This window comes from Fodinicurvata sp. EGI_FJ10296 (assembly GCF_040712075.1).
Taxonomy (GTDB): Bacteria; Pseudomonadota; Alphaproteobacteria; order DSM-16000; family Inquilinaceae; genus JBFCVL01.
Genome location: NZ_JBFCVL010000003.1, coordinates 247531 through 272394, shown reverse-complemented (window position 1 = coordinate 272394; position 24864 = coordinate 247531). Strand labels below are relative to the sequence as shown.

The 24864-nt window shown below is 61.5% G+C and carries 22 protein-coding genes; 18 read left to right on the top strand and 4 right to left on the bottom strand.

Annotated elements, in window-relative coordinates; translation table 11 throughout:
- The first annotated feature begins 32 nt into the window (after nucleotides 1-32).
- The 6 genes from ABZ728_RS07460 to ABZ728_RS07435 all read left to right on the top strand — a co-directional run bounded on the left by ABZ728_RS07460 (nucleotide 33) and on the right by ABZ728_RS07435 (nucleotide 5750).
- Nucleotides 33-971 (top strand): TRAP transporter substrate-binding protein, encoded by a 939-nt coding sequence (locus ABZ728_RS07460; protein WP_366655465.1) that lies wholly within the window; start codon nucleotides 33-35, stop codon nucleotides 969-971.
- A 96-nt stretch (nucleotides 972-1067) separates the two neighbouring features.
- Nucleotides 1068-1640: a TRAP transporter small permease subunit gene (locus tag ABZ728_RS07455; protein ID WP_366655464.1), complete on the top strand. Its 573-nt coding sequence runs from the start codon at nucleotides 1068-1070 to the stop codon at nucleotides 1638-1640.
- Nucleotides 1637-2926 carry a TRAP transporter large permease gene (locus tag ABZ728_RS07450; RefSeq protein ID WP_366655463.1) on the top strand — a complete coding sequence of 430 codons (1290 nt, stop codon included), beginning with the start codon at nucleotides 1637-1639 and terminating at the stop codon, nucleotides 2924-2926. The genes ABZ728_RS07455 and ABZ728_RS07450 overlap by 4 nt, the downstream gene beginning before the upstream one ends.
- A 3-nt stretch (nucleotides 2927-2929) precedes the next feature.
- Nucleotides 2930-4093 carry a mandelate racemase/muconate lactonizing enzyme family protein gene (locus tag ABZ728_RS07445; RefSeq protein WP_366655462.1) on the top strand — a complete coding sequence of 388 codons (1164 nt, stop codon included), beginning with the start codon at nucleotides 2930-2932 and terminating at the stop codon, nucleotides 4091-4093.
- Nucleotides 4094-4306: 213 nt separating this feature from the next.
- Entirely contained in the window at nucleotides 4307-5059 is a 753-nt protein-coding gene (locus tag ABZ728_RS07440) for an SDR family NAD(P)-dependent oxidoreductase (RefSeq protein ID WP_366655461.1), read from the top strand.
- Between the two features lie 52 nt (nucleotides 5060-5111).
- Nucleotides 5112-5750 (top strand): GSU2403 family nucleotidyltransferase fold protein, encoded by a 639-nt coding sequence (locus ABZ728_RS07435; RefSeq protein ID WP_366655460.1) that lies wholly within the window; start codon nucleotides 5112-5114, stop codon nucleotides 5748-5750.
- On the opposite strand, the gene ABZ728_RS07430 is transcribed toward ABZ728_RS07435, so the two are convergent.
- Nucleotides 5680-6174, bottom strand: coding sequence for a hypothetical protein (locus ABZ728_RS07430; RefSeq protein WP_366655459.1), 495 nt, complete (start codon nucleotides 6172-6174; stop codon nucleotides 5680-5682). The genes ABZ728_RS07435 and ABZ728_RS07430 overlap by 71 nt on opposite strands.
- A gap of 133 nt (nucleotides 6175-6307) precedes the next feature.
- On the bottom strand, nucleotides 6308-9244 hold the full coding sequence (locus ABZ728_RS07425; protein ID WP_366655458.1) for an FAD-linked oxidase C-terminal domain-containing protein: 2937 nt from the start codon (nucleotides 9242-9244) through the stop codon (nucleotides 6308-6310).
- Nucleotides 9245-9451: 207 nt separating this feature from the next.
- Here ABZ728_RS07425 and ABZ728_RS07420 point away from each other — a divergent pair, with 207 nt between their 5' ends.
- The 6 genes from ABZ728_RS07420 (at nucleotide 9452) to ABZ728_RS07395 (ending at nucleotide 16327) form a co-directional block, all read left to right on the top strand.
- Nucleotides 9452-10636 carry an aminotransferase class V-fold PLP-dependent enzyme gene (locus tag ABZ728_RS07420; RefSeq protein ID WP_366655457.1) on the top strand — a complete coding sequence of 395 codons (1185 nt, stop codon included), beginning with the start codon at nucleotides 9452-9454 and terminating at the stop codon, nucleotides 10634-10636.
- The gene (locus ABZ728_RS07415; RefSeq protein WP_366655456.1) at nucleotides 10633-12084 is read left to right on the top strand and encodes an amidase family protein; all 1452 of its coding nucleotides are present in this window, start codon (nucleotides 10633-10635) and stop codon (nucleotides 12082-12084) included. Before ABZ728_RS07420 ends, ABZ728_RS07415 begins: the two co-directional genes overlap by 4 nt.
- Nucleotides 12085-12128: 44 nt before the next feature.
- Nucleotides 12129-13226, top strand: coding sequence for a mandelate racemase/muconate lactonizing enzyme family protein (locus ABZ728_RS07410; protein WP_366655455.1), 1098 nt, complete (start codon nucleotides 12129-12131; stop codon nucleotides 13224-13226).
- 45 nt (nucleotides 13227-13271) lie between these two features.
- Complete coding sequence (locus ABZ728_RS07405; protein WP_366655454.1) at nucleotides 13272-14270, top strand: TRAP transporter substrate-binding protein; 999 nt, start codon at nucleotides 13272-13274, stop codon at nucleotides 14268-14270.
- 74 nt (nucleotides 14271-14344) lie between these two features.
- Nucleotides 14345-15001, top strand: coding sequence for a TRAP transporter small permease (locus tag ABZ728_RS07400; protein ID WP_366655453.1), 657 nt, complete (start codon nucleotides 14345-14347; stop codon nucleotides 14999-15001).
- Nucleotides 15002-15046: 45 nt separating this feature from the next.
- Nucleotides 15047-16327 carry a TRAP transporter large permease gene (locus ABZ728_RS07395; RefSeq protein ID WP_366655452.1) on the top strand — a complete coding sequence of 427 codons (1281 nt, stop codon included), beginning with the start codon at nucleotides 15047-15049 and terminating at the stop codon, nucleotides 16325-16327.
- Nucleotides 16328-16361: 34 nt separating this feature from the next.
- On the opposite strand, the gene ABZ728_RS07390 is transcribed toward ABZ728_RS07395, so the two are convergent.
- Nucleotides 16362-17552 carry a CaiB/BaiF CoA-transferase family protein gene (locus ABZ728_RS07390; protein WP_366655451.1) on the bottom strand — a complete coding sequence of 397 codons (1191 nt, stop codon included), beginning with the start codon at nucleotides 17550-17552 and terminating at the stop codon, nucleotides 16362-16364.
- A 504-nt stretch (nucleotides 17553-18056) separates the two neighbouring features.
- Here ABZ728_RS07390 and ABZ728_RS07385 point away from each other — a divergent pair.
- The 6 genes from ABZ728_RS07385 to ABZ728_RS07360 all read left to right on the top strand — a co-directional run bounded on the left by ABZ728_RS07385 (nucleotide 18057) and on the right by ABZ728_RS07360 (nucleotide 23535).
- Nucleotides 18057-18521, top strand: a complete 465-nt coding sequence (locus ABZ728_RS07385; protein WP_366655450.1) for a helix-turn-helix transcriptional regulator — start codon at nucleotides 18057-18059, stop codon at nucleotides 18519-18521.
- A gap of 484 nt (nucleotides 18522-19005) precedes the next feature.
- On the top strand, nucleotides 19006-20718 hold the full coding sequence (locus ABZ728_RS07380) for an Eco57I restriction-modification methylase domain-containing protein (protein ID WP_366655449.1): 1713 nt from the start codon (nucleotides 19006-19008) through the stop codon (nucleotides 20716-20718).
- Nucleotides 20715-21464, top strand: a complete 750-nt coding sequence (locus ABZ728_RS07375) for a PaeR7I family type II restriction endonuclease (RefSeq protein ID WP_366655448.1) — start codon at nucleotides 20715-20717, stop codon at nucleotides 21462-21464. The genes ABZ728_RS07380 and ABZ728_RS07375 overlap by 4 nt, the downstream gene beginning before the upstream one ends.
- A 270-nt stretch (nucleotides 21465-21734) precedes the next feature.
- Nucleotides 21735-22106 carry a hypothetical protein gene (locus ABZ728_RS07370; protein ID WP_366655447.1) on the top strand — a complete coding sequence of 124 codons (372 nt, stop codon included), beginning with the start codon at nucleotides 21735-21737 and terminating at the stop codon, nucleotides 22104-22106.
- 141 nt (nucleotides 22107-22247) lie between these two features.
- Nucleotides 22248-22892: a HupE/UreJ family protein gene (locus tag ABZ728_RS07365; RefSeq protein WP_366655723.1), complete on the top strand. Its 645-nt coding sequence runs from the start codon at nucleotides 22248-22250 to the stop codon at nucleotides 22890-22892.
- Between the two features lie 19 nt (nucleotides 22893-22911).
- A complete protein-coding gene (locus ABZ728_RS07360) occupies nucleotides 22912-23535 on the top strand; it encodes a transmembrane anchor protein (protein ID WP_366655446.1) in 624 nt (207 codons plus the stop codon).
- A 115-nt stretch (nucleotides 23536-23650) separates the two neighbouring features.
- Here the strand turns inward: ABZ728_RS07360 and acdA are convergent, their stop codons facing one another.
- On the bottom strand, nucleotides 23651-24832 hold the full coding sequence (gene acdA, locus ABZ728_RS07355) for a 3-sulfinopropanoyl-CoA desulfinase (RefSeq protein ID WP_366655445.1): 1182 nt from the start codon (nucleotides 24830-24832) through the stop codon (nucleotides 23651-23653).
- Nucleotides 24833-24864 lie beyond the last annotated feature (32 nt).

Genomic DNA, 24864 nt, shown 5'->3' with positions numbered 1-24864 from the left:
GGAAAGCAATGAGATTCTTACGATACGCACTGATGGGAACTGCCGCACTGGCTTTGACCACTCCGTCGTTTGCGCAGGATTTGGTCGTTGCGGCCGCCGATCCCGTCGATTCACTCAAGGACCGTATGTGTCAGCAGTTTGTGAACGGAGTGCGCGAGGAACTGCCTGACGTCTCCTTGAATTTCGTGCAGGGCGAGGCACTCGGTTCAGCAGGCTCCGTTATGGAGCAGCACGTGAACGGTTCGGTGGACATATTCTGCAACGAACTTGTCTGGTTCGCCGACTATGTTGACGACTTCCAGATTCTGGGCTGGGGATTCACCTTCCGAAGCCCGGAGCACATGGTGGACTTCTTTGAGAGCGATCTATTCGACCCGCTCGCACAAGAAGCTATCGACAACGGGGTGCGGATATTGGCAGCGCGCCCGACACAGCCTCGGATGCTCTTCTCCAAGGATCCCGTCGACTCAGTCGACGACATCCAAGACATCAAGATGCGCGTTCCACAACTTAGAGCGTACCTGGAGCTGTGGACTGCACTAGGAACTCGCCCAACGCAAGTTTCTTGGAGCGAGGTTTATCTGGCGCTCAACACTGGGGTCGTGGTCGCTGCAGAAGGCCCGCCGAGCGATGCCGGCAAGCAAGATTTTCACACGGCCGCTCCTCATGTGACTCGCACCGATCACCTCTACTCGACTGTCCATATTTCAATTAACGAATCGACTTGGCAATCACTGAGCGAAGATCAACAAACAACCATGGGTCGCATCGCCGAAGAGGCCACGCAATGGGGTATGGACCAAGCTCAAACGGAGTTGAACAGCGTATTGACTGAGTTCGAAGAAGAAGGTGCAACCATTTCAGATATCGATAAGGAACCGTTCCAGAACCGCGTGGAAGACGCGGTGGAGCAGATGGAATCCGAAGGGTTGTGGCGCGAAGGACTTTGGCACGACATTCAAGATCTCTGATCGCCGATCATTCGGGCTCAACGGGGCACAGCCCCCTTCCTTGCGGTGACGTCCACCTCGAGTGGGCGTCCCGCACCCTTGTTGGAGACCCCTTACATGAGTTTTCAACGCCGTGCGCGCGATGTGTTGAAGATGCTAGGTCGCCTCGAACTAGCTTTAGGGATTATTATACTTGTCGCCATTGTGGCAATCATACTCACCCAAGTCACGTCACGCTATGTCTTTGGACGACCGCTGACCTGGCCGGAAGAGCTTGCTACATACTTGTTGATATGGCTGGGGTTCGTAACGGCGTCAGTAGCCTACAAGTTGCATCGGCACATTGCCATCAAAGCCTACTCCGGGCTGGTTGGGGAGCGATCGCACCGTCTGGGCAGCGCCCTCGTACACCTCATTATTGCCGCCACACTAACTGCGCTTGTGATTCATTTGCCCAGTGCAATGCGTACGGAAATGCTGCGAGAGACAGTTTCTCTTCCCGTAACATTGCCAAAACACCTGTTCTTCTCGGTTCCGACACTAGTCGCCTTTATCTCGATGATACTAAGTGCTCTATTTTTTGCGATAGAGGCGCTGGCCGGCCGTTTTGACCCGATCCTGCCTACATTTCCCGATCCAACTCTTTCCGAAGATATCATGGCGCCAGATCAATCTGGGCGGGTCTCATGACTATGCTCATTGTGATGCTTGTCATCTTTGCGATTCTGCTGGTGATCGAGTTGCCGGTCGCCTACGCGATGCTCGGGTCGGCTGTCGCCTACATACTCCTTGATGGCACCTTCTCGCTCACAATCCTCCTGCAACGCATGGCGCCCGGGCTTGAAAGCTTTCCCTTTCTTGCCATCCCGACCTTCATTTTGGCCGGTAACCTCATGAATCAAGCGGGACTAGCAGAGCGCATCTTTGCGTTTGCACTCGCGCTTGTCGGCCATATCCGGGGCAGCCTCGCACATGTCAATGTTCTGGCGAGCACCATATTCGCCGGAATGTCCGGCGTGGCCGCAGCGGACGCAGCAGGATTGGGCGCAATCGAGGTCCGAGCGATGCGAAAGGCCGGCTTTCCGGCGCCGTTCAGCGCTGCCATCACGGCCTCATCTTCGATCATTGGCCCCATTATTCCGCCTAGCGTCATTATGGTCATCTACGCAGTCATGGCACAGGTTTCGATCGGCGACATGTTCCTAGCCGGTATTATACCCGGTTTGCTTATGGCGACCCTCCTGATGGTGACGGTCTACCTGCTGGCGGTGACGGGCCGGGTAAACGTGCCCGTGCGAAGCCGAGCGAGCGTAGGTGACATCGGCCGCACATTCATCCGGGCGCTGCCTGCCATATTTGCGCCCCTACTCCTGATTGGCGGACTGTTGCTCGGTGTTGTTGCCACACCCACCGAACTGGGGGCCCTCACTTGCGCATATGCAATGGTTCTGGGGCTTTTCTATCGATCCCTAGACTGGCGCCGGCTGCACTTTGCGCTTCGGGAAACAGCGGTCTCTTGCGGAATGATTCTCTTCTTGATCGCCGTAGGCATTCCGTTCGGCTGGATCATTGCCGTGAACAACCTTCCGGCCATTCTCACAGAGAGTATCCTGGGGATCAGCGCCGACCCCTTGACGGTTCTACTGATTGTCGCGGGCGGCCTGTTCATAGCCGGGATGGTTATGGAGCCTACGCCAATTCTTCTGATCGCCGTACCGATGCTCTACCCGCTCATACAGACGGTCGGCATCGATCCGATTCAATTCGGCGTGGTGGTTGTGCTTACTGTGGTCATAGGCATCACGACACCCCCCGTCGGGATGATTTTATTCATCATGATGGACGTGGCCAAAGTGTCCATGCGCGAACTGTGCGTGGCATTGGCGCCATTCTACCTCTCACTTCTGGCCTTGCTTGGCCTCCTCATCCTGATACCTGAACTCACCACTTTTCTGCCGAATCTCCTTGGAGGCTAGAACGTGACCATCACACTTGCCTCTCTTGAGGCCGTACCTCTTACTGCAAGTTTTGCAACGATCTATGGCGGCGTTGGCAACATTCCCGAAGAGATCAGCAAACCGGCATCTCATTTCCAATCGATTCCAAGGACGGGTCAGTTCTGCACGCTTGTTCTGGCACGATCTTCAGATGGAGCCACAGGAATTGGCGAGTGTTTCGGCCTGCCGACGCCTTTTGCATCGGCAGAAGTCGTCAACCGCGTAATCGCTCCGGCCATCGTCGGACATCAAATTACGGAACCGGCTCAGATGCTACGCGAGCTCAACGGCTTCTTCGCAAGACTAGGCCACACAAAGGGACCGTCCATGGAGGCAATGAGCGGCGTTGATATTGCGCTGTGGGATCTCGCGGCCCGGCGTGCGGGGCAGCCACTGGCTGTATACCTGGGGGCAGACGCAGTTCCTGTACCCACCTATGTCAGCCCAATTCCGTTTCTGCCATCTCCCCAGCAAACCGCCGAAAGGGCTAGGTCGCTCGCGCAAGATTTTTCCGCGATGAAACTCAAGATCGGGCGGACTGTTGCCGAAGATGTGGCTTTCATCACCGCCGTGCGTGATGCACTGCCCTCGAACGTTCAACTCATGCTGGACGCAAATTGCGCTTACACTTTGGAACAGGCATCCGAACTGCTCGCTGAAATCGCCTCATTGGATATCGCGTGGCTAGAGGAGCCACTTGCCACAGAGGATATTGCGGGGCTGCGTTATCTTGCCGAAAGATGGAAGACTCCACTCGCCGCAGGTGAGAACGAATTTTCACCCGCCGCCTTTCGCAGACTAGCATCCGAGGCGGGTATCAGCATTCTCCAGCCCAATATCACCCGCGCTGGCGGCGTTACAGGTATGCTGGCGATCGATGCCTTGGCCATGCAGCAAAGCGCTCGGGTTGCCCCCCACGGCGTAGGCGGAATCGTGGCGGTGGCCAGCACACTGCACGTCGCGGCCAAAATGGACAGTTTCCTGTGCTTCGAGATCAACCGAATGCCCAATCCATTGCGTGACGGGTTGGGGCCGCAGATCAAGCTACATCAGGGAGCGGGCCTTCCCCCAGTGGGAAATGGTCACGGAGCTGAGATCACGTCCGAGGCTATTGCGCGTTTTTCCGATACGGCAATATCGCCTTAGCGACCACCATGCACCTGCATGTTGGTTCGACCGTGCAAGCTTTGGGCTGTTTGTGCTGAACCGCCTTTGCACCCTCTCAGGAACGCATTCGGGCTGTCCACCTGATAGCATTGGCCACGAATGCCTGGCATCCGACACTGATATGCAATCCGGTATCCATTCACCAACGGTCTTCGCGTGGAACCCAAAATTGTCTGCATTGAGGATCCTACAATGACCCTGAACGATGCTCTGAACGGAAAAGTTGCAATTGTGACCGGTGCGGCGCGAGGTATTGGAAAAGCAGCCGCCGAGGCCATGCACACACGGGGGGCGACCATAGTTGTCGCCGATCTCGACATTGAGATGGCAATACAAACAGCAGAAGCGCTCGGCGAGCGAGCCTATGCTATTCGCACTGACGTCGCGAAATCTGAAGAGGTCCGGCGCATGGTCGAAGACAGTGTTTCCAGACTGGGTGGTGTCGATATTCTTGTGAACAACGCAGGCGTCGACAAGGCGATCCCTATCCTCGACATGGGAGAAGAAGAATGGGATCGAGTGATAAATATCAACCTCAAGAGCGTGTTCCTTTGCACAAAGGCCGTACTTCCCTCGATGATTGCTCGCGGTGGCGGCAGCATCGTCTCCACTTCATCGATCGTCGCCCGTCAAGGTGCCATGAACGGTGGCATTCACTATGCCACCTCGAAAGGAGGCATTATAGCGTTCACCAAGACGCTGGCCCGCCAGATGGCGGCACACAGCATCCGCGCAAACGCCATCGCGCCAGGTGTAGTCGACACTGACTTAATTCGAGAACACATGCCGACGGAGATGCGAGCAAAGATTGAGGCCGCAATCCCGAAAGGTCGCCTCGCGAATGCCAACGAGATCGGTGCGGTGATCGCCTTCCTCGCCTCTGACGCCGCTTCCTATGTGACTGGCGCGACAGTAGATGTTAATGGAGGTTTCTGGATCGGATGAGGCGATGAGGACTGTGAGGTGACGGCTCTGAGCGGCATCGCGATATACCGGGATGAGTTCGTTGAAAGGCTCAATCGATGGAACCGGCCATAGAAAAAATTCCCCGCATACGTTTAGTGAGCAGCAAACGGGATACCAAGCCCACCGAGGAACTGACCGCCATGATGCGCAAGGTCGGCCTGCCGAGCCCGTTCCGTCACTCGATCGCAACAAGATCTGGCGCTGGCAACAGACGGACCGGACAACGCTTATCGAGTTCCTTACGCCCTCCTTTGAGGAGGAGGAGGGATTGCGCGATCTGCCAGCACTTGGGGTCAGTGCACAATGCCTCCATCATCTGAATTTTCTTATTGCCTGCGGCCAGCGGCATGGCGATCATGACCGGCCTGTTCTGGGATATCGGCGCAGATCACAAATAGCACAGCGTCATGGTGCCAATTATTCTTCCCCGGTGGCGATGAGTCGCTATTGGCAAATAGCATTGCGATACGATTGCAACCACGACAGACTCAACCGTCATCGTGGCGCGGAAGATGCGATGACTTTACTCGGTGTGACTGTCCCAACCATTCGCCCCAGCTCGCCTGACCGGACCATCGCACTGAGCAGATATTCGTATTTTATCGATTACCAAGCAGGATATCGACGATCACGCCCGTTGCTCTGCCGATCAGATAGGCATCGTCATTGACGATCACAATTTCATGGTCGGTGCGTTCAGGAAGACGGTTTTGAACGCTGGAAGGGGGATACTGTCTTGCAATTCCAGGCGGAAGCGCCTTGCCTCGCTCCAGGTTCATGGCTATTCCCGGCGGGAGGCCGCCTGAGCGCCCCGGCGGCCCACCCCTGGATTGCTGGCCGCGCCCCTGGTGATCGCGCTGAACCTCTCCCGTTTCCGAAGGTGACATCTCGTCCAGGATGCCTTGCAGGATCCGTCGCTCGACATCCGTAAAGAATTGTTGCTCACCGTTTGCAGCAATAATCCCCTCGTGCGAGCCATTCGCCATCACACCCTGGGCATTAATTGGGCCTGCGACGGTAGCGCTTGCGGAGAAGGTCAGGAAAAGGCCAGAAAGGGATGACGCGAGTATAACGAGGTGTGTCCGAGATAACATTTTAAACCTCTTGGCGACCTTCTGAGAACTGCGGTCAATTTATCGATGATATCACGCTGCGCTTCAATATGAGCGAAATAAGGGCAATACGTGAGCATCGGGTAACTCCAAGGCCTGCCACTTGTCCTGACCATCACGCAGGCAGCATCGACGCCAGTACGGCGGCGGCGTGGCGGGCGTCGCGACCGGCGCCGTCGGCGATCTGGTGGCGGCAGCTTGTGCCGTCGGCGACGATGATCGTGTCGAGTCCGGCGTTTCGGACGGCCGGCAACAGGCTTTCCTCGGCCATCTTCATCGAGACGTCGAAATTTTCCGCCGTGTAGCCAAAGGCGCCGGCCATGCCGCAGCACCCGGAGTCCACCGTTTCCACGGTCAGTTCCGGCACCATCGACAACAGCCGCGCCACGGTGCCGTCGACGCCGAATGCCTTCTGGTGGCAATGGGTGTGGATCAGGGCGCGGCGTCCCGGCTGCGGGTCGAATGCGGGCGTGGCGCGGCCGGCATCGATCTCGCGGACCAGAAATTCCTCGAACAGGAAGGTGCTCGCGGCCAGTTTGTCGCTGTCGGCGCCTTTCAGGATGGCGGGCGCCTCGTCGCGGAACGTCAGCAGGCATGACGGCTCCAGGCCGACGATCGGCACGCCGCGCTCCAGGAACGGCGCAAATGCGGTCAGTGATCGGCGCAGTTCGGCGCGCGCCTGATCCACCAGCCCGGCGGCAAGGAATGTACGGCCGCAGCACGGGCCCCGGCCGCCGGAGGACGGGCGATGGACGCGATAGCCCAGCGCTGTCAGCACCCGTCGCGCGGCTTGCAACGATTCCGGTTCCATATGGGCGCTGAACGTGTCGGCGAACAGCACCACATCGCGCCCGTCGCCGACGATCCCGGCCGGTTCATCTGCCGCCGGTGTCCGGTCGCGGCGGAACCTCGGCAAGCTTCGCCGGGCGCTGAGTCCCAGCATTTTTTCCGACAATGCCGGCAGGCCGGGAATGCGATCGCGCAGTCCGGTGACCGCCCCGAACCGGGCCAGCGTTGCCGCATAGCGCGGCAGATAAGCGATCAGCCGGTCGCGCAGCGCCAGGCCGCGGCGCTTGTTGCGCTGGTACAGGACCTCGATCTTCATGCGCGCCATGTCGACGCCGGTGGGACATTCGCGGCGGCAGCCCTTGCACGAAACGCAGAGCGACATCGCCTCGTCCATTTCAGGCGACGTCAGGGCATCCGGACCGAGCTGGCCGGAAAGCGCGAGCCGCAATACATTGGCGCGGCCGCGCGTGACATGGGTCTCGTCGCCGGTGACGCGATACGACGGGCACATGACGCCGGCGTCGCGTTTGCGGCAGGTGCCGTTGTTGTTGCACATCTCGGCGGCATTGCCGAAACCGCCCCAATCCGACCAGTCCAGACCCGTGTCGATCGACATCGGCTGATAATCGGGGCCGAAGCGCATCAGGTCGGTGTCGTCCATGCGCGCGGCGTCGACGATCTTGTTCGGGTTCAGCCTTTTGTCGGGATCGAAGGCGGTTTTCACCGCGGCAAAGGCATCGACGATCGGCCGGCCCAGAATGCGTTCGTGGAATTCCGAGCGGCTGATGCCGTCGCCGTGTTCGCCGGAATGGGAGCCCTTGTAACGCAGCACGAGGTCCATCGCCTCTTCGGCGATCGCCCGCATGCGGCCGACATCGGCAGGGTCCTTCATGTTCAGGATCGGGCGGACATGCAGGCAGCCGACCGAGGCGTGGGCGTACCAGGTGCCGGCCGTGCCGTGCCGGGCGAAGACATCGTTGATGCCGGCGGTGTATTCGGACAGATGCTCCAGCGGGACGGCGCAGTCCTCGATGAACGACACCGGCTTGGCGTCGGCCTTCATCGACATCATGATGTTCAGCCCGGCCTCGCGCACCGACCAGAGCGATTTCTGATCGCTCATATCCGTGACCCGCACGACGGCGTCGGCAAAGCCGAGATCGCTCATGCAGGCGTCCAGGTCGGCCAGCTTTCGTTGCAGCGTTGCCAAATCGTCGCCCGCGAATTCGACCAGCAGAAGGCTGCCGGGCGTGCCACGGACGAAGCGGTCGAACACCGCGCGGAACATCGGTATCTCGCCGCCCAGATCCAGGATGTTGCGGTCCACCAGTTCCACGGCGACGGGGTCGAGGTCGACCAGCGCCTTTGTATGGGCCATGGCTTCGCGGAAACTGGGGAAATGGCAGACGCCAAGGACGCGGTGATCGGGCAGCGGCTGGAGGTCGATCTCCACACCGGTCGTCAGCGCCAGCGTGCCCTCGGATCCGACGAGAAGGGCGGCGGCATTGCGGTCGTTGCCCAGCAGCCGGTGCAGATTATAGCCCGCGACGTGGCGCTGGACGGCCGGCACGTTGCGGATCAGGGCGTCGCGCACATCGGCGACGAGGCCATCGACCGTCTCCAGCAAACCTGCCTGCCGGCCAGTGGTGCGGTCGGCGGCATAGCTGGCCCGGTCGAAGCGGATCGGCGTGCCGTCGGCCAGCAGTCCGTCGATCGCGCGGGTGTTGTCGGCCATGATGCCATAGCGCAGCGAACGCGCGCCGGCGGAGTTGTTGCCGGCCATGCCGCCAAGCGTGCACCGGCTGGCCGTTGACGGTTCCACCGGAAAGAAAAGACCGTGGCGCCTGGCTTCGGCGTTCAGCGTTGCCAGAACGACGCCCGGCTGGACGCGCGCCGTCCGCGCGTCGGGATCGATGGACTCGATCCGGTTCAGATAGCGGCTGAAATCGACCACCAGCCCCGGACCGACCACCTGGCCATTCTGCGACGTGCCCGCACCACGCGGGATGACGGCAAAGCCTTCTTCCGCCGCGATCGACAGGATGGCTTCCAGGTCGGCGGCGTGCCGGGGCAGAACGACGCCCATGGGCTCGACCTGATAGATGGAGGCGTCGGTGGCATACCGCCCCCGCGAGAACGCATCGAAGCGGACCTCGGCCCGGGTTTCGCGAGCCAGGCGCCGCGCAACGGCCGGGTCGCCCGGTCCGGGCGCCGCAAATCCGTGGGCAGACTGACGTGTGAGAGTGTGCGGCGATACCGTCATGGCGGCGGGCGGCTCCTGGTCGGGCTTCAACGTTTGTTACCCCGGCGCCGGACACTCCTGATCGAAGTCGCCGGTTCCGAGGGTGAATTTTCCGGTGTTCCAAACGAAGAAGCTTGACACCAGTGTGCATCTTGCATGCAAGATGCGTTATCCAAGATGCTAGAACGTTGCCGCCGCAAAAGGCAACAGGGAACTCGGAGAGGCACGATGACCGCACGGACGGGGAGGCATTTCCTCCAGATTCCCGGACCGACGAACGTACCGGACAGGATCCTGCGGGCGATCGACAATCCGACCATCGATCATCGCGGGCCGACCTTTGCCGAACTCGGCCGCGAGGTGCTCGCCGGGATCAAGACCATCTTCGTCACCGACAATCCGGTCGTCATCTTTCCGACGAGTGGGACCGGCGCCTGGGAAGCCGCGCTGGTTAACACGCTGTCGGCGGGCGACGCGGTTCTGCTGTGCGAAACCGGACACTTCTCCAATCTGTGGCGCGAGATGGCCGGACGGCTGGGCCTGAACGTCGAGACACTGGACGGCGACTGGCGTCACGGCGCCGACCCGGCAAGCGTCGAAGAGGCGCTGCGCCAGGACGGCGGCCGACGGATCAAGGCGGTCATGGTCGTGCACAACGAGACCTCGACCGGCGTGACCAGCAACATTCCGGCCATCAGGCAGGCGATCGACAACGCCGGCCACCCGGCTTTGCTGATGGTGGACGTGATTTCGTCGCTGGGCTCCATCGACTATCGCCATGATGCCTGGGGCGTCGACGTCACCGTCGGCGGATCGCAAAAGGGCCTGATGCTGCCGCCGGGCCTCAGCTTCAACGCCGTCAGCGACAAGGCGCTCGCCGCCGCCGAGACCGGCGGCATGCCCCGCTCGGTGCTCGACTGGCGCCCGATGCTGGACGCCGGCAAGAACGGCTTTTTCCCCTATACGCCCTCGACCAACCTGCTTTACGGCCTGCGCGAAGCCATCGCCATGCTGCACGAAGAGGGGCTGGAGGCGGTATTCGCCCGCCACGCCCGTCATGCCGAGGCGACAAGGATCGCGGTCAGGGGCTGGGGGCTGGAAACCCTGTGTCAGTCGCCCAACGAACATTCCAACGCCCTGACGGCAGTGGTCATGCCGAATGGAAGCGGCGCCGACGATTTCCGAAAAAGGGTTCTGAGCGCATTCGACATGTCGCTCGGCGCCGGCCTCGGCCGCATGACCGACAGGATCTTCCGGATCGGGCATCTGGGGTCGTTCAACGATCTGATGCTGGCCGGAACGCTGGCCGGTGTCGATATGGGTTTGCAACTGGCCGACGTTCCCCATACCAGGGGCGGGCTCGACCAGGCGCTGTCATTTCTTGCGAAAACCTCTGCGGAGGCGGGCGCATGACGGTGCCGACACCCACGACTGCCAAGACGCCGCTGTGCACGCTCGACGCCGTCACGCTGCGCGGTCTTATCGGCCGCAAGGAGATTTCCCCGGTCGAAGTGCTGGAAAGTTTTCTCGCCCAGCGCGACCGGCTCAATCCGGCCGTCAACGCCATGGTCGCGCAGAACGACGAGGTTTCGCGCGCCGAGGCAAAGGCAGCGGAACGTGCGGTTCTCGCGGGCGACCGGCTGGGTCCGCTGCATGGGCTGCCGATCGGCATCAAGGACCTGACCGCGACGAAGGATCTGGTCACGACCTACGGCTCGCTCGTGCATCGCGACAACGTGCCCGCCGCCGACAGCGGCGTGGTCGCGCGTTTGCGCGAAGCCGGTGCCATCGTCATGGGCAAGACCAACACGCCGGAATTCGGCGCCGGGGCGCAGACGGTCAACAAGGTCTATGGCCCGACCCGCAATCCCTTCGATACGTCGCTGACCTGCGCGGGGTCGTCCGGCGGATCGGCGGTGGCGTTGGCGACCGATATGGTGGCGCTGGCGACCGGGTCCGATATGGGCGGCAGTCTGCGCACGCCGGCGGCCTTCTGCGGCGTGACCGGATTCCGCCCCAGCCCCGGCGCGATCGCCAACGAAGGCCGCCGTCATGGCTGGGCCACCCTGTCCGTGGACGGGCCGATGGGCCGGACCGTCGCCGACACCGCGTTGATGTACGACGCCATGGCGGGCAGCGATCCGCGCGATCCGCTTTCGGTCGGTGTCGACCGCAGCCGGCTGAGCGGCCATCCGCCCGTCGATCTTTCATCCCTGCGTGTGGCGTTCTCACCCGATCTCGGCTTTGCGCCGGTTTCCGGATCGATCCGCGAGACGTTCCGCGACCGCGCCGACCGCCTGACGCCCCTGTTTGGCGAAGCGCGATGGGCGCATCCCGACCTCGGCGATGCCGAATTCGCGTTCGAGGTTCTGCGGGCGGTGGGCTTCGTCGACAATTACGGGGCACTGGTCGACCGGCACGGCGAAACGATCGGGGCGAATGTCCGCACGAACGTCACCGACGGCCGCCGCTATACCATCGGCGATGTCGGTCGGGCACAGGCGCTTCAGACCGAAATCCTCAGACGGTGCCACGCGTTCTGGCAGGATATCGATGTTCTGATCTGCCCCGCCGCCGCCGTTTCGCCATTCCCGATCGATCAGCTTTATATCGACGAAATCGACGGCCAGCGGCTGAATTCCTACATCCACTGGATTGCGATCACCTATGGCATCACCGTGACGACGCATCCTTCCGTGGTCCTGCCCTGTGGCCGGGATTCGCTGGCGCTGCCGTTCGGGCTCCAGGTCGTGGGGCCGCGCGGTGGCGACGGAGTAACGCTTGCCGCCGCGGCCGCCCTGGAGGCCGCCTTTGCCGGCGATCCCGTCCTCAAGCGCCCGATACCTGCCATGTCCTCATGACCGCCGCCTCGCGCTGCAAAGCCGACCCATCCCGGAGAGAGTAAATGCAGATCGCCGATATCCGGACCAGCGTCCACCGGTTCGAAACCCAACTGCCGCTGCGCAAGCCAGCGCGGGGCAGCGACCGCGTGTATTGCGAAATGGAAACAACCGACGGCCGCGTCGGCTTCGGCATGAGCGCGAAATTCATGCCCCACGCCATCGCGTCTGCCGTCACCGAACATCTGAAACCGGCGATCGTCGGCATGGATATCCGCGACATGGAGAAAATCCATGAGCGTCTGGAAAAGGTGATGACCGAACGCGGATGCATGAGCGGCATCAATCTCAACGCCCTGTCCTGCGTCGATCTCGCGCTGTGGGACCTGAATGGCCAGGTGCGGGGCGAAACGGTCGCGCGCATGCTGGGCGGTTATCGCGACGAGGTCGGCGTCTACATCACCTACGGCTTCGGCACCTATGCCACCGAGGAACTGATTCAGGTCGGACGCGATCTGGTCGCCAAGGGTCACCGCAACCTGAAGGTTCTGGTCGGCACGGCGAAAGAGGGCTGGCGCGAGGATGTCCGGCGCGTTCAGGCCGTTCGCGAGGCGCTGGGCCCCGATGTCGGGCTGTCGATCGACGCCAACGAATCCCTGCCCCTGGACAGTGCCGTCCGTCTGGCCCGGGCGCTGGAAGAGTGCGACATCGACTGGTTCGAGGACCCGCTGCATAATATGGATGCGCGCGATCTGGCGCGGCTGCGGACCATGACCAGCATCCCGCTTTCCGGTGGGCAGATGGACGGTCACAGCCAGCGCTTCCGCCAGTGGATCGAGCACGGCAGCCTCGACATCTTCATGCCCAACAGCCTTTATAATGGCGGCATGACCGAAACCTGCAAGGTCGCGCATCTGGCCCAGATCTACAATCGGCCGCTGAGCGATGCCGGCGGTGGCGGACTCTACAGCGTTCACCATGTGGCCGGATTCCGGAACGGGACGCTCGCCGAAAGCCATCTTCAGGTCGAACAGGTCGAACGCCAGCTTTTCGTCGATGCTCCGGAACCGACGAATGGCGTGATTGCGGTGCCCCGGGGCCCCGGCTTCGGACTCACCGTCAACAAGGACGTTCTTCGGGACACGCTCATCAAGACGGGCTGAACTCGAAGGCGCACTAAAACTTACCCCGAACAGAGGAGCTCAATAATGTCTGTCCTATTTCGCAATTGCCTCATCGCCGGCGTATCGGCCGTGATCTGCGCCGGTGCGGCGACAACCGCCAGCGCCCAGTCCCTGAGCCTGCGGCTGTCCTCGGAGAACCCTCCGGGCGGCAACACTGTTCACATCCTGAATCGCTTTGCCGAGCATCTGGAAGAAAGCCTCGGCGACGATGTCGAGATCGAGATCTTCGACAGCGGCGTGCTCGGCAACGAGGAAGTCCATCTTCAGCAGATCCGCACCGGACAGATCGACGTTCACTCCACCGGTTCCGACGCCATTCAGCTCGACCCGAAATGGGCGATCTTCGACATGCCGTTCCTGTTCGCGAACCGCGACGTGGTGGCGGAAATTCTGGACGGCGAGATCGGCGAGGAGATGGCCGCGTCGATGCGCGAGGCCGCCGGTATCGAGGTGCTGGGCTATGGCGAGATCGGCTTCCGCCAGATGACCAACAACATCCGCCCGATCAACGTGCCCGAAGATATGGACGGCATGCGCATCCGCATTCCGGGCAGTGAAACACGGGCGCTGATGCTGGAAACTTTCGGCGCCGTGCCGGTCGACATCAATTTCGGTGAACTTTATCTGGCTCTGCAGCAGAACACGGTCGATGGTCAGGAAAACCCGCTGATCTCGATCGATGCCGGATCCTTCCAGGAAGTTCAGGAATATCTGAGCATCACCAACCACGTCTATACGCCGATCACGCTGACCATGAACGGCGAGACTTATGACAACCTGACCGACGAGCAGCGTACCGCTGTGGAAGAGGCGGCCCGCGCCGCCGTGGAGTGGACGCGTCAGAACGGCGCCGACGCGGACGATCGGCTGATCACCGCCTTCGAGGAGGAAATGGAGATCAATCAGGCTGATATTCCTGCCTTCCGCGAAGCCTCTCAGCCGGTCTATGATTCGGTTGCGGAACTGGCCGGGGCCGACTTCGTCGAGCGTCTGCTGGCCGCCGTCGAAGCAGCGGGCGAGTAAAGCCGCCTCCGGGCGTCGCCATCGCGGTGGCGCCCGGTTCCGAATTCGGTCCATCGGTCGACGAGGTTCATGCCATGAGCAAACCGGGCCAACGCAAGGGGCGATCCCGGAGAAAACCCCGGTCCGGCCCGACCGGGCCAGAGATACCGCAGTCCGAGGCGGACCTCGGGGGCACTGATCCGGGGGCTCCGGATCTGTCTGCAGCCATCGGCCAGGCCTCGCGACGGCACGAGCTCGAAGATCCCGATCTGGGCATGTCGTCGTTCGACCGCCGCGTGAACCAGGTTGCCGAGGCCGTCGGCGTGGCGGTGCTGATCCTGATCACGGTGCTGATCTTCACCAACGCGGTGTTGCGCTATGCCTTCGCCACCTCGTTCATCTGGGGTGACGAGCTGGCGATCGGATCCATTCCCTGGCTGGCCTTCATCGGCCTGTTTCTTTCGGTGCGGCGCCGGCGCTTCATCCGCATCGGCTTTTTCGTCGACAATCTGCCGCCGCGTATCCAGCAGGCCCTGACACTGTTTTCCCATGTGCTTTCGGCACTGGTCTTCGCCTATCTGTCGTGGGGAGCATTCAGCTATGTCTCGCTGTTCGGCGGCGATGCGACGACTTACATGAAACTGCCGAAGGGCGTCTTCCAGTCGGCGTTGCTCATCGGCGGCATAGCCGTTGCGCTGGCCTTTCTGTTGCCCGTTCGCCGTCGATTCCGGGACGACCAGTCCGCCTCATAAGCCGCCGGACGCAAAACCGGCGCTTCAGACCGAGGACGCACCATCATGTTGACAGCCGTCCTGACGATCGGTGCCCTGATCGCATTGCTGCTGCTCGGAGTCCCGATGCTGGTGGCGATCATGGGGATCGTCAGCCTCAATATCATCCTGTCCGGATCGTGGGCGCTCACGCTGCCGCAATCCATGGTCTCCGGGATGAGCCTGTTCATGCTGCTGGCACTGCCGATGTTCCTGCTGGCCGGGGGCATCATGAACGCGGGCGGCATCTCGGGCCGGTTGTTCGATTTCGCGCGCGCCCTGGTCGGCTGGACACGCGGCGGTCTGGCCCATGTCAATGTCGTCACCAGCATGTTCTTCGGCGGCATGGTCGGCTCGTCGACCGCCGATCTGGCCGGCACCGGCAGCATCGTCATTCCGGCAATGAAGCGGGAAGGCTATTCCTCGGAGTTCTCTGCCGCCGTCACCGCCTCGTCGGCGGGGGTCGGGCCGATGATTCCGCCCAGCTCGCCGATGATCCTTTATTCCGCGGTCACCGGCACGTCTCTGGGCGCGCTGTTTCTGGCCGGCCTGATCCCCGGCATCCTGCTCGGGCTGACACTGATGGGGGCGATCACCGTGATCGCCCGGCGGCGGGGATGGAAGCCGACGGGCAATCTCGCCTGGCGCGAGGTGCTGCAAACCGGCGCGCGTTCGGTGCTCGCCTTCGGCATGCCGATCATCATCGTCGCCGGTCTGGTCTTCGGCGTGTTCACGCCGACCGAGGGCGCGTCATTCGCGGTCGCCTATGCGCTGATCATATCCTGTTTCGTCTATCGCTCGCTGTCATGGCGCGATCTGTACCGGATATTCGGCAACGCCGTTCAGCTTACCGGCGAGTTGATGCTGATCGTCAGCCTGTCTTTTGCGCTCGGCTCCAGTCTCGCCATCCTTGGCGTTCCCGCCGCCATCGGCAATTTCATCGCGCTGATGGACTTCGGCGACAACATGTTCCTGGTGCTGCTGGTGCTGGTCGGCCTCGCCATCATCGCCGGGATGATACTGGACCCGCTGATCCCGGTTCTCGTGCCGATCATCCTGCCTGCGATGATGATGTATAATGTCGATGTGATCCAGTTCGGCGTCCTGATGACGCTGTCGGTGGTGATCGGCCAGTTGACGCCGCCACTGGCGATGGCGCTGATCATCACCAGCCGGATCGCCGATGTCGATCAGATGAAGATATTCAAGGCCAACCTGCCGTTCTTCTTTGTCATCATCGGCTTCACGATTCTGGTCATGCTGGTTCCGTCGCTGGCGACCTGGCTGCCGACCATCGCCCAATACTGATGTCAGGTAGGGGCGCGCGCCTGATGCGCCGCGATCACGTTTGTTCGCGATCGCGGGCCTCATTCAGAACGGCCTGGGTGTGCTCGCCCAGGGTCGGCGGCGGCCGGCGATAGGTCACGGGCGTTTTCGACAGCTTCAACGGATTGCCGATCAGGTCGACGGCGCCGGTTGCCGATGTCGGGTGATCCATGCGCATCTTCATGCCGCGATGCCGGGCCTGCGGGTCGGCGAAGGCACCGCTGACCGAGTTGACCGGTCCGCATGGCACACCGGCAGCGACAAGCGCATCGGTCCAGTCGCCCGAACTGCGGGTCTTCATCAGCGGGTTCATCAAGGCATGCAGCGCGTCGCGGTTCCGCACGCGGGCGGCATTGGTGGCGAAACGCGGATCGGCCACCCAGTCCGGCACGCCTGCAACGGCGCACCATCGCTGGAATTGCAGATCGTTGCCGACGGTCAACACGACGTGCCCGTCGGCCGTCGGGAACGCGGCATAGGGCACGATGTTCGGGTGCTGGTTGCCCCGGCGCGCGGGGTCCTGGCCGGATAGAAACGAGTTGGTGCCCTCGTTGATCAGCCACGCCAACTGGCAGTCGAACAACGCGACGTCGATGTGCTGGCCTTCTCCGGTGCGCTCGCGGTGGCGGAGTGCCGCCAGAATACCGACGGTCGCGTACATGCCGCACATGACGTCGGCGATGCCGACGCCGACCTTCGTCGGCTCGCCCTCGGGATCGCCGGTCAGGCTCATGATCCCGCCCATGGCCTGGGCCAGAAAGTCATAGCCCGGCTGCGACGCGCGCGGGCCGTCCTGACCGAATCCGGTGATCGAGCAATAGACGAGGCCGGGATTGAGGGCGGACAACGTGTCGTAGTCGAGGCCATATTTCTTCAGCCCACCGACCTTGAAATTCTCCACCAGAACGTCGCTTTCGCGGGCAAGGGCGCGGATCGTCTCCACCCCCTCCGGCGTGGCCAGATCGACGGCCACGGAACGCTTGTTGCGGTTGGCGCACAGGTAATACGCGCTTTCCGGGGTGTCGTTGCCATCGGCATCGGGGACGAAGGGCGGCCCCCAGCTTCGGGTGTCGTCACCCTTGCCGGGGTTTTCGATCTTGACGACGTCGGCGCCGAGATCGCCCAGCAACTGCGTCGCCGTCGGTCCGGCCAGTATGCGCGTGAGGTCGAGTATCTTCACCCCATCCAGTGCGCCCGCGCTGATCATGCGTCCTCCATTCGAGCCCGTTTTCGAGTCGGCGCAGAATATCCGAGTGCGCGCGATGCCGATAGGAGGAATGGGGCGGTCAGGCGTCAGGCGACGTTTCGGCGGTCTGCACCTTTGCGCGGGCGTCCGTCCGGCACGAAGTTCAACAACCTTATGGCGAAAAACTCTACCACATGATAGCGTGCTGCTGGGGCCGCGTGGTGCGGCCCTGGGGTTTGAAAGCCTCAACACAGAAGGTGGCGTCGCCTTATCGGCGCCCGGAACCCTGACCGCGGATCGGTTGACAGGCAATGGGGATGGTGTACCCACTCACTCCCAAGTGCCCGTCGATCCTTCGGGGTCGGGGGGCCGCCTGCGTATGTCCAGGTGACGTGCTCGCGTTGCTAAAGGCAGGCGGAGCCGCCTCTGTGTCGGCCTTTCAACCCCCCGACCTCTGCCCGGTCTGTCATTCCCGCCCATCAGGCGGGGATGGCGGGCAGGGGCAGATTTGCCAAAGGGGACATGATGGCCGCATCAGTGATCGATCACACTCACCACACTGCGCATCCCGCCGACGCCGTTCTGCCGCCCGACAGCCCGTGGCGCGGGGCTTCGGTCGAACGCGAAACCGGCCGCGCGGTCGCCTACAACATGATCCGGTGTCGTCAGGCCCGGCGCTGGTCGATGCGCAAGGTAGCATTGGCCTTGGGCGTTTCGCCCCAGCGTGTTGCAGAGCTGGAGCTGTGCCGTACGCTGCCGACCTTGGCGGAAACCGTGCGGCTGGCCGGGCTGTTTGCCGTCACGCTGGAGCGCATGCTGATGCCGCTGGCCAGCCCGCCCCGGCCCGCGCAATCCTTCCTCGACGCGCCAAATCCGTCAGCGCCCGAATTCTGTGACGGTCTGACCGACAAGGACGAGCGTGAACTGATCTTTGACTGTCCTGACATGCCCGACCTCGATCGCCTGATCGCCACGCAATGGCGGGGATGAGGGGGCTTTGCGCGATCGGGTTCATCCGGCGCGTGTAGACCCCGGACAGCGCTTCGCGCTTCTGGGGCGGGGGAAGGGGCGCGGCGCCCGCCTTTCGCGATTCTGCCTGGGGCGAGGGGCAAGGGGTGATCCGGGCGGCTTCCACCTTCTCCAATTCCCGTGCGCAGCGCGGCACGAGAGTGACGCGCTGCAGGCCCGGGATCGGGTGCGGTGGCTCCCGGCGGTCGAAACGCGGTCGGTCTCATTCGGCGTGTGTGGGCCCCTGTGTGTCGCGCTTCCGGGGTGAGGGAAGGGAGGTGATCGGGAGAGGCCAGGGACGGTTGACCGACTCACGCCCGTGCAGGAGACTGCGCTCTCCCTGCGCTCATCGTTTTGGCAGACGGTCCTGTAGCCTGATGTCATATCTAGTAAGGTCTGGCAGGGCTTGCACCACCTATGCTACGAAGGGTTATCCGTTCTTGGAATGTTCGATAAGGAATCAGGCGTGACCGCACCGCTGGATCTCAATCCCGCTTCGCCGGGCTTCTGCCCCGTGACAGAAGCCGTCGAGAAGCTGGCGACCGAAGGTGGTATCGATGAACGTGGCGCGATCCATACCAAGCGCGAGGTCGTAGAATTCATCCTTGATCTGACGGGATACACCGAAAGCGCGCGGCTAGCCGACTGCTGCCTCCTTGAACCCTCTTTCGGCGATGGCGACTTCCTTGTTCCCGTAGTCGACCGCCTGCTGGCTGCAGCCAAACGTGACGGCAAGCTAACCTATGCTGCACTTGCGCCAGCTATTCGCGGGATTGAGTTGCACCGCACCACCTTTGAGAGAACGCGCGCGCTGGTCGGCGAGCGCCTTCGCAAAGCCGGTCTCTCGCGCGAAACCGCGGCGCGTCTTTGCAATACCTGGCTCTTTCAGGGCGACTTTCTTCTGGCCGATCTTGAGCCTGCCTTTACTCATGTCGTCGGCAATCCCCCCTATGTGCGACAGGAGGCCATTCCTGATATTCTGATCGCCGAGTACCGCTTGCGATACAAGACCATCTACGACCGCGCCGATATTTACGTCCCGTTTATCGAACGATCGCTGGCGCTATTGTCGAACGGCGGCAATCTCGGATTCATTTGTTCTGATCGCTGGATGAAGAACAAATACGGCAGGAAACTCCGCGATCTGGTCAGCAAGAGTTACGCGCTGAAAATCTATGTGGATATGTTCGGCGTCGATGCTTTTCACACCGAAGTGAGCGCCTATCCGGCGATCACCGTCATTGCGAAGGATAAGGCAAATGCGACCCGCGTGTTTGCTCGTCCCCCCATCGACGCCAAACTTCTCAGGTCTCTGGCCTCCGAGCTGACGGCCTTTAATCTTCCGGAAATAACCAATGCGTGCGAAATCGAAAACGTCACTGCAGGCGGTGAGCCCTGGGTTCTCGATTCATTTGAAGAGCTAGCCCTGGTGCGGCGGCTGGAAATGCAGTTCCCTGCCCTGGAAGATGCAGGCTGCAAGGTCGGCATCGGCGTTGCAACCGGCGCAGACAAGGCTTTCATCGGTGACTTCGAAAGCCTTGATGTCGAGCCCTCGCGCAAGCTGCCGCTGGTGATGACGCGCGATATCCGTGAAGGCCACGTAGTCTGGCGCGGGAAAGGTACCGTCAATCCTTTCGGCGATGACGGAAAGCTCGTGGCGCTGGAGGACTTCCCGAAGCTCCGCGCATATTTTGATGACCGCAAGGAGCAGATCGCGGGCCGTCATGTCGCCGCAAAGAATCCGCGTGGCTGGTATCGCACCATCGACCGTATTTATCCCGCCTTGACCTACCGCGAGAAGCTTTTGATCCCCGACATCAAGGGGGATGCTTCCATCGTCTATGAAGGAGGCAGGCTCTATCCGCACCACAATCTGTATTACGTCGTTTCTGACGAGTGGGATGTTCACGCGTTGCAGGCCGTCATGCGTTCGGGCATCGCGCGGCTGTTCGTGTCGCTCTACTGCACCCGCATGAGGGGCGGTTATCTGCGCTTTCAGGCGCAGTATCTTCGCAAGATCAGAATTCCGAGGTGGCAGGATGTCAGTTTCGAATTAAGGCATCGGCTCGCGCAGTATGCCGAAACCAACGACCGCAACGCTCTGAACGAAATCGTATCCGAGCTCTACGGGCTGACGGTTGCCGAGCTTAAGTTGATTGAAGGAACGAATGAAGCATGAGTCTGGATCTTGCCAATTTTGAAGAACAGGCGAACGAAGCAGTTAAATTGTTTTGGGGCAACCGCAATGCGGCGTTTGCGAAACAAATCGAGGCAGGCAACCAGGATGCGGGCTCGCGCGGCGCTGTTACAGCAGGAAAGAACATGGACGGCTTTCTTGGCCTGGCCCGGGAACTGGTGACTGCCAATGGGCTGCTAACTGCCGAGCTATGCGTACAGCGGCGCGTTCTTACGCTGCCCGGATTTTTTCGTCCAACGAAACTTTGGGACATGTTGGTCATGAACAAGGGTCAGCTTGTTGCGGCGCTTGAGTTCAAGTCCCAGGTCGGGCCTTCATTCGGAAACAACTTCAACAACCGTTCTGAAGAAGCCATCGGAACTGCGCACGATCTCTGGACGGCCTATCGCGAAGGTGCGCTTGGTGGAGACGCGCCTCGCCCTTTCCTTGGTTGGGTAATGCTTGTAGAAGATTGTCCGGCGTCACAATCACCCGTGCGTGATGCAGAGCCGCATTTTCCCGTTTTTCCGGAATTCAAGGGGGCATCTTACCTCATGCGCTATGATCTTCTGTGTCGAAAACTCGTAAAAGAGAACTTATACACAGGAGCAGCTTTCCTGAGTTCGCCGCGGACTGCCTCTGAAGATGGAGAGTATTCGAGCGTAAGCGATCTAACCTCGCTCAAATCTTTTGTGACAGCCTTTGCGGGTCATATCGCTGCCACCGCTGCCCGGTGTGAGGCAGGATGACCGACAAGGACGAGCGTGAACTGATCTTTGACTGTCCTGACATGCCCGACCTCGATCGCCTGATCGCCACGCAATGGCGGGGATGAGGGGTCGGTGCGCGATCGGGCTCATCCGGCGCGTGTAGACCCCGGACGGCGCTTCGGGCTTCTGGCAATGGGAAAGGAATGGGCCGCAAGTGGCCGGGGACTGCTGAGCGGGACGTGTTGCATTCACAAGAGGCCTTGTTATAGAAGGACGGTGTCCTTAAGAGAGAATGGGATAAGGCTGGATTTGACGAGTGGACAGGCATTATCGATGCGACCATGGCGGACCCTCGGACAGAAGGCGCTGGTCGCGCTGTTGTGCCTGTCGCTGGTGGCTTGGTCGATCGCGCCTACGGTCTTGCATGTCCCGAAGGTTAGCGAAACGCTGCAAGAGCACGCGGAGATGGTCGCCGACCATGGCCATTCGCACGGACTTTTGCAGGATCTTCTCTGGGCTTCGCATGGGCACAGCCACGATGCCGTCGATCACGATCACAGCCAGGCATTAGCCGTACTCGGTGACAAGGGCATTTTCGGCAAACGGGATAGCTGGCAGCTCCGGCAATTCCGCAATGGTTCTTACCGCGTATTCCGCATCGAACGACCTCCGCGTGCCTGATCGGCGCCGCGCCGCGCCGCTTCATTGATCAGACAACTGCACCACGGAGATTAATCCATGACCCCGAATTTTCGGGATTGGCGTGCCTTGACGTCACGTCAGTTGGCCACGCTGATCCTTCTGATGCTGTCGGCGCTCATTATGAGCGTCAGCCAAGCCCTTGCTCATAACGTCACACCGGGTGACGCGGGCTATATCCAGGAAATCTGGGGGGTGAAGCTCATCCCCTTTGCCTATCTCGGCGCCAAGCACATGGTCACGGGATACGACCACATCCTGTTCCTGCTTGGCGTCGTCTTCTTCCTTTACAGGATGAAGGATGTTGCCATCTATGTCAGCCTCTTCGCCATTGGCCATTCGGTCACCATGCTGGCAGGAGTATGGTTTGGCTGGGGCGTGAATGCCTATATCGTCGATGCCATTATTGGCCTTTCGGTGGTTTACAAGGCGCTCGACAATCTTGGCGCCTATCAGCGCTGGTTCGGGTTCCAGCCAGACACCAAGGCCGCGACGCTGATCTTCGGCTTCTTCCACGGCACGGGACTTGCCACCAAGATTCTCGACTATGAAATCGCCTCGGAAGGGCTTCTGCCCAATCTGCTGGCGTTCAACGTCGGCGTCGAGATCGGTCAGATAATGGCGCTCGCCGTGATCCTGATTGTCATGGGCTATTGGCGGAAATCACCGGCCTTCTTTCGTCAGGCCTACACCGCCAATGTCGCCATGATGTCAATGGGTTTCATCCTCGTGGGCTATCAGATCACCGGCTACTTCGTAGCATCCTGAAGAATTATTGGAGAAACACATGTTCAACGCAGAAAAACCGAGCCTCGAAGAACTGCCGAGCTCGGCCCAGCTTCGTCGGTCTACCATCATTGCGGGCGTCGCTGCTGTGGCGATCCTCGTCACTGTCGTGCTTCCTGCGGAATACGGCGTCGATCCAACACGGGTTGGTCGCGTGCTAGGGCTTACCGAGATGGGCGAGATCAAGACGCAGCTTGCCCAGGAGGCCGAAATGGATCGCCAGATGGAGGCGGCGGGCGATGATCAATCCAGCCTGCTCAACAACATCCTCGGCGTCTTTGTGGGGACAGCACATGCGCAAGAACAAGATGTCTGGCAGGACGTGCTGACCTTCACGCTCGCCCCCGATGCTTCTGCCGATATCAAGATGGTGATGGCCGAGGGTGCCACCGCAGACTACGCCTGGTTCGCAGAGGGCGGACGGATCAACTTCGATCTGCACGCCCACGGCGGCGATCAATCCATCACCTATGAGCGGGGCCGGGGCGAAACCTCGGGGGAAGGCTCTATCGAGGCGGCTTTTGATGGCAACCACGGCTGGTTCTGGCGCAACCGCGACAGCGCCGAAATCACTGTGACCCTGCAGGTCAGCGGTGACTACAACGAGATCATCGAAGCGTACTGAGACTGGCTGCGCCTGCGGGTAAACCGCAGGCGCAGCCCGCAAGAGTCATCCCGATCCATTCATGCATCGGGAAAAAGCTTCCACGAAACCCACATCACGATCATCGGGCGCGACCCTACCGCCCCTGCGGCAGGCGGCGGTTGAGGAGTTTCGAGGCCACCAGCGTGCGCAGGATCTGGGCGGTGCCGCCGGCGATGGTAAACATGCGCGCATCGCGGACATGGCGTTCCATCGGGCAGTCGCGGCCATAGCCCTTGGCGCCATAAACCTGCAGCGCGTTGTTGGTCACCCTGAGCGCCATTTCAGAGGCGAAGATCTTGGCCTTGGCCGCGGCCGCCGGTTCCGGGAACGGGTGATCGGTGCCGGGCACGCCCCTGGCGGCGGCGTCGTGGATCATGTGGCGGGCGGCGTCGATCTCGATGCTCATATCCGCCAGCATCCATTGCAGCCCCTGGAACTCGCAGATCGGGCGGCCGAACTGCTCGCGCTCCTGGGCATAGTCCAGCGCCTTTTCGAACGCCGCCCGGGCGATGCCCAGCGCCACGGTCGCGGCACCCGCGCGCTGGCCGTTATAGGCGTTCATCAGGTCGCCGAAGCCGCGCTTGAACCCGCGCGGCGAGGTCAGGACGCGGTCGGCGGGCACCACGACATCCTCGATCGCCAGTTCGCCTTCGGGCAGGCCGCGCACGCCCATGGCGTATTGGCGGCGCAAAACCTTCAGGCCGTCGGTCTCGTCGCGCAGCGCGATGAATCCGCCGATGCCCAGTTCGGTGCCGTCCTCGTCAAAGGTGCGGGCGAAGATCAGGTGCAGTTGCGACACGCCGGCGCCGGTGATCCAGTGCTTGTGGCCGTTGAGCACATAGCTGTCGCCGCGTTTGTCGGCGCGTGTCGTCATCTCGGTGGCGGCGCTGCCGGCTTCGGGCTCGGTGATGCAGATCGCCGGTTTGTCGCCGCCCAGCACCAGTTCGGCGGCGAGGCGTTTCTGGTCCTCTGTGCCGTATTCCATGATCGCCGACAGCGCGCCCATGTTGGTTTCCACGGCAATGCGGCCGGTGGTGGCACAGGCGCGGGCCATTTCCTCGATCACCAGCACGGCATCGAGAAAGCCCAGCCCCTGGCCGCCATACGCCCTGGGGATGGTCATGCCCAGGAACCCTTCGGCCTTCAAAACGTCGATGCTGGCCCAGGGATATTCTTCCGTCTGGTCGACGGACGCCGCCAGCGGCTCGATCCGGTCGGTGGCGACCTGTCTCGCCCGTTGTTTCAGCGCTTCCTGTTCCGCCGTCAGCATTGCCATCTCCGGTGTTTCCTCTGCCATGTCATTCTGGT

Coding starts and splice junctions, on each gene's coding strand:
- ABZ728_RS07435 (WP_366655460.1), top strand. CDS start 5,112: ATGAGTTCGTTGAAAGGCTCAATCGATGGAACCGGCCATAGAAAAAAT.
- ABZ728_RS07440 (WP_366655461.1), top strand. CDS start 4,307: ATGACCCTGAACGATGCTCTGAACGGAAAAGTTGCAATTGTGACCGGT.
- ABZ728_RS07360 (WP_366655446.1), top strand. CDS start 22,912: ATGTTCAACGCAGAAAAACCGAGCCTCGAAGAACTGCCGAGCTCGGCC.
- ABZ728_RS07420 (WP_366655457.1), top strand. CDS start 9,452: ATGACCGCACGGACGGGGAGGCATTTCCTCCAGATTCCCGGACCGACG.
- ABZ728_RS07375 (WP_366655448.1), top strand. CDS start 20,715: ATGAGTCTGGATCTTGCCAATTTTGAAGAACAGGCGAACGAAGCAGTT.
- ABZ728_RS07455 (WP_366655464.1), top strand. CDS start 1,068: ATGAGTTTTCAACGCCGTGCGCGCGATGTGTTGAAGATGCTAGGTCGC.
- ABZ728_RS07395 (WP_366655452.1), top strand. CDS start 15,047: ATGTTGACAGCCGTCCTGACGATCGGTGCCCTGATCGCATTGCTGCTG.
- ABZ728_RS07405 (WP_366655454.1), top strand. CDS start 13,272: ATGTCTGTCCTATTTCGCAATTGCCTCATCGCCGGCGTATCGGCCGTG.
- ABZ728_RS07415 (WP_366655456.1), top strand. CDS start 10,633: ATGACGGTGCCGACACCCACGACTGCCAAGACGCCGCTGTGCACGCTC.
- ABZ728_RS07410 (WP_366655455.1), top strand. CDS start 12,129: ATGCAGATCGCCGATATCCGGACCAGCGTCCACCGGTTCGAAACCCAA.
- ABZ728_RS07460 (WP_366655465.1), top strand. CDS start 33: ATGGGAACTGCCGCACTGGCTTTGACCACTCCGTCGTTTGCGCAGGAT.
- acdA (WP_366655445.1), bottom strand. CDS start 24,832: ATGGCAATGCTGACGGCGGAACAGGAAGCGCTGAAACAACGGGCGAGA.
- ABZ728_RS07365 (WP_366655723.1), top strand. CDS start 22,248: ATGAGCGTCAGCCAAGCCCTTGCTCATAACGTCACACCGGGTGACGCG.
- ABZ728_RS07385 (WP_366655450.1), top strand. CDS start 18,057: ATGGCCGCATCAGTGATCGATCACACTCACCACACTGCGCATCCCGCC.
- ABZ728_RS07450 (WP_366655463.1), top strand. CDS start 1,637: ATGACTATGCTCATTGTGATGCTTGTCATCTTTGCGATTCTGCTGGTG.
- ABZ728_RS07425 (WP_366655458.1), bottom strand. CDS start 9,244: ATGACGGTATCGCCGCACACTCTCACACGTCAGTCTGCCCACGGATTT.
- ABZ728_RS07400 (WP_366655453.1), top strand. CDS start 14,345: ATGAGCAAACCGGGCCAACGCAAGGGGCGATCCCGGAGAAAACCCCGG.
- ABZ728_RS07430 (WP_366655459.1), bottom strand. CDS start 6,174: ATGTTATCTCGGACACACCTCGTTATACTCGCGTCATCCCTTTCTGGC.
- ABZ728_RS07390 (WP_366655451.1), bottom strand. CDS start 17,552: ATGATCAGCGCGGGCGCACTGGATGGGGTGAAGATACTCGACCTCACG.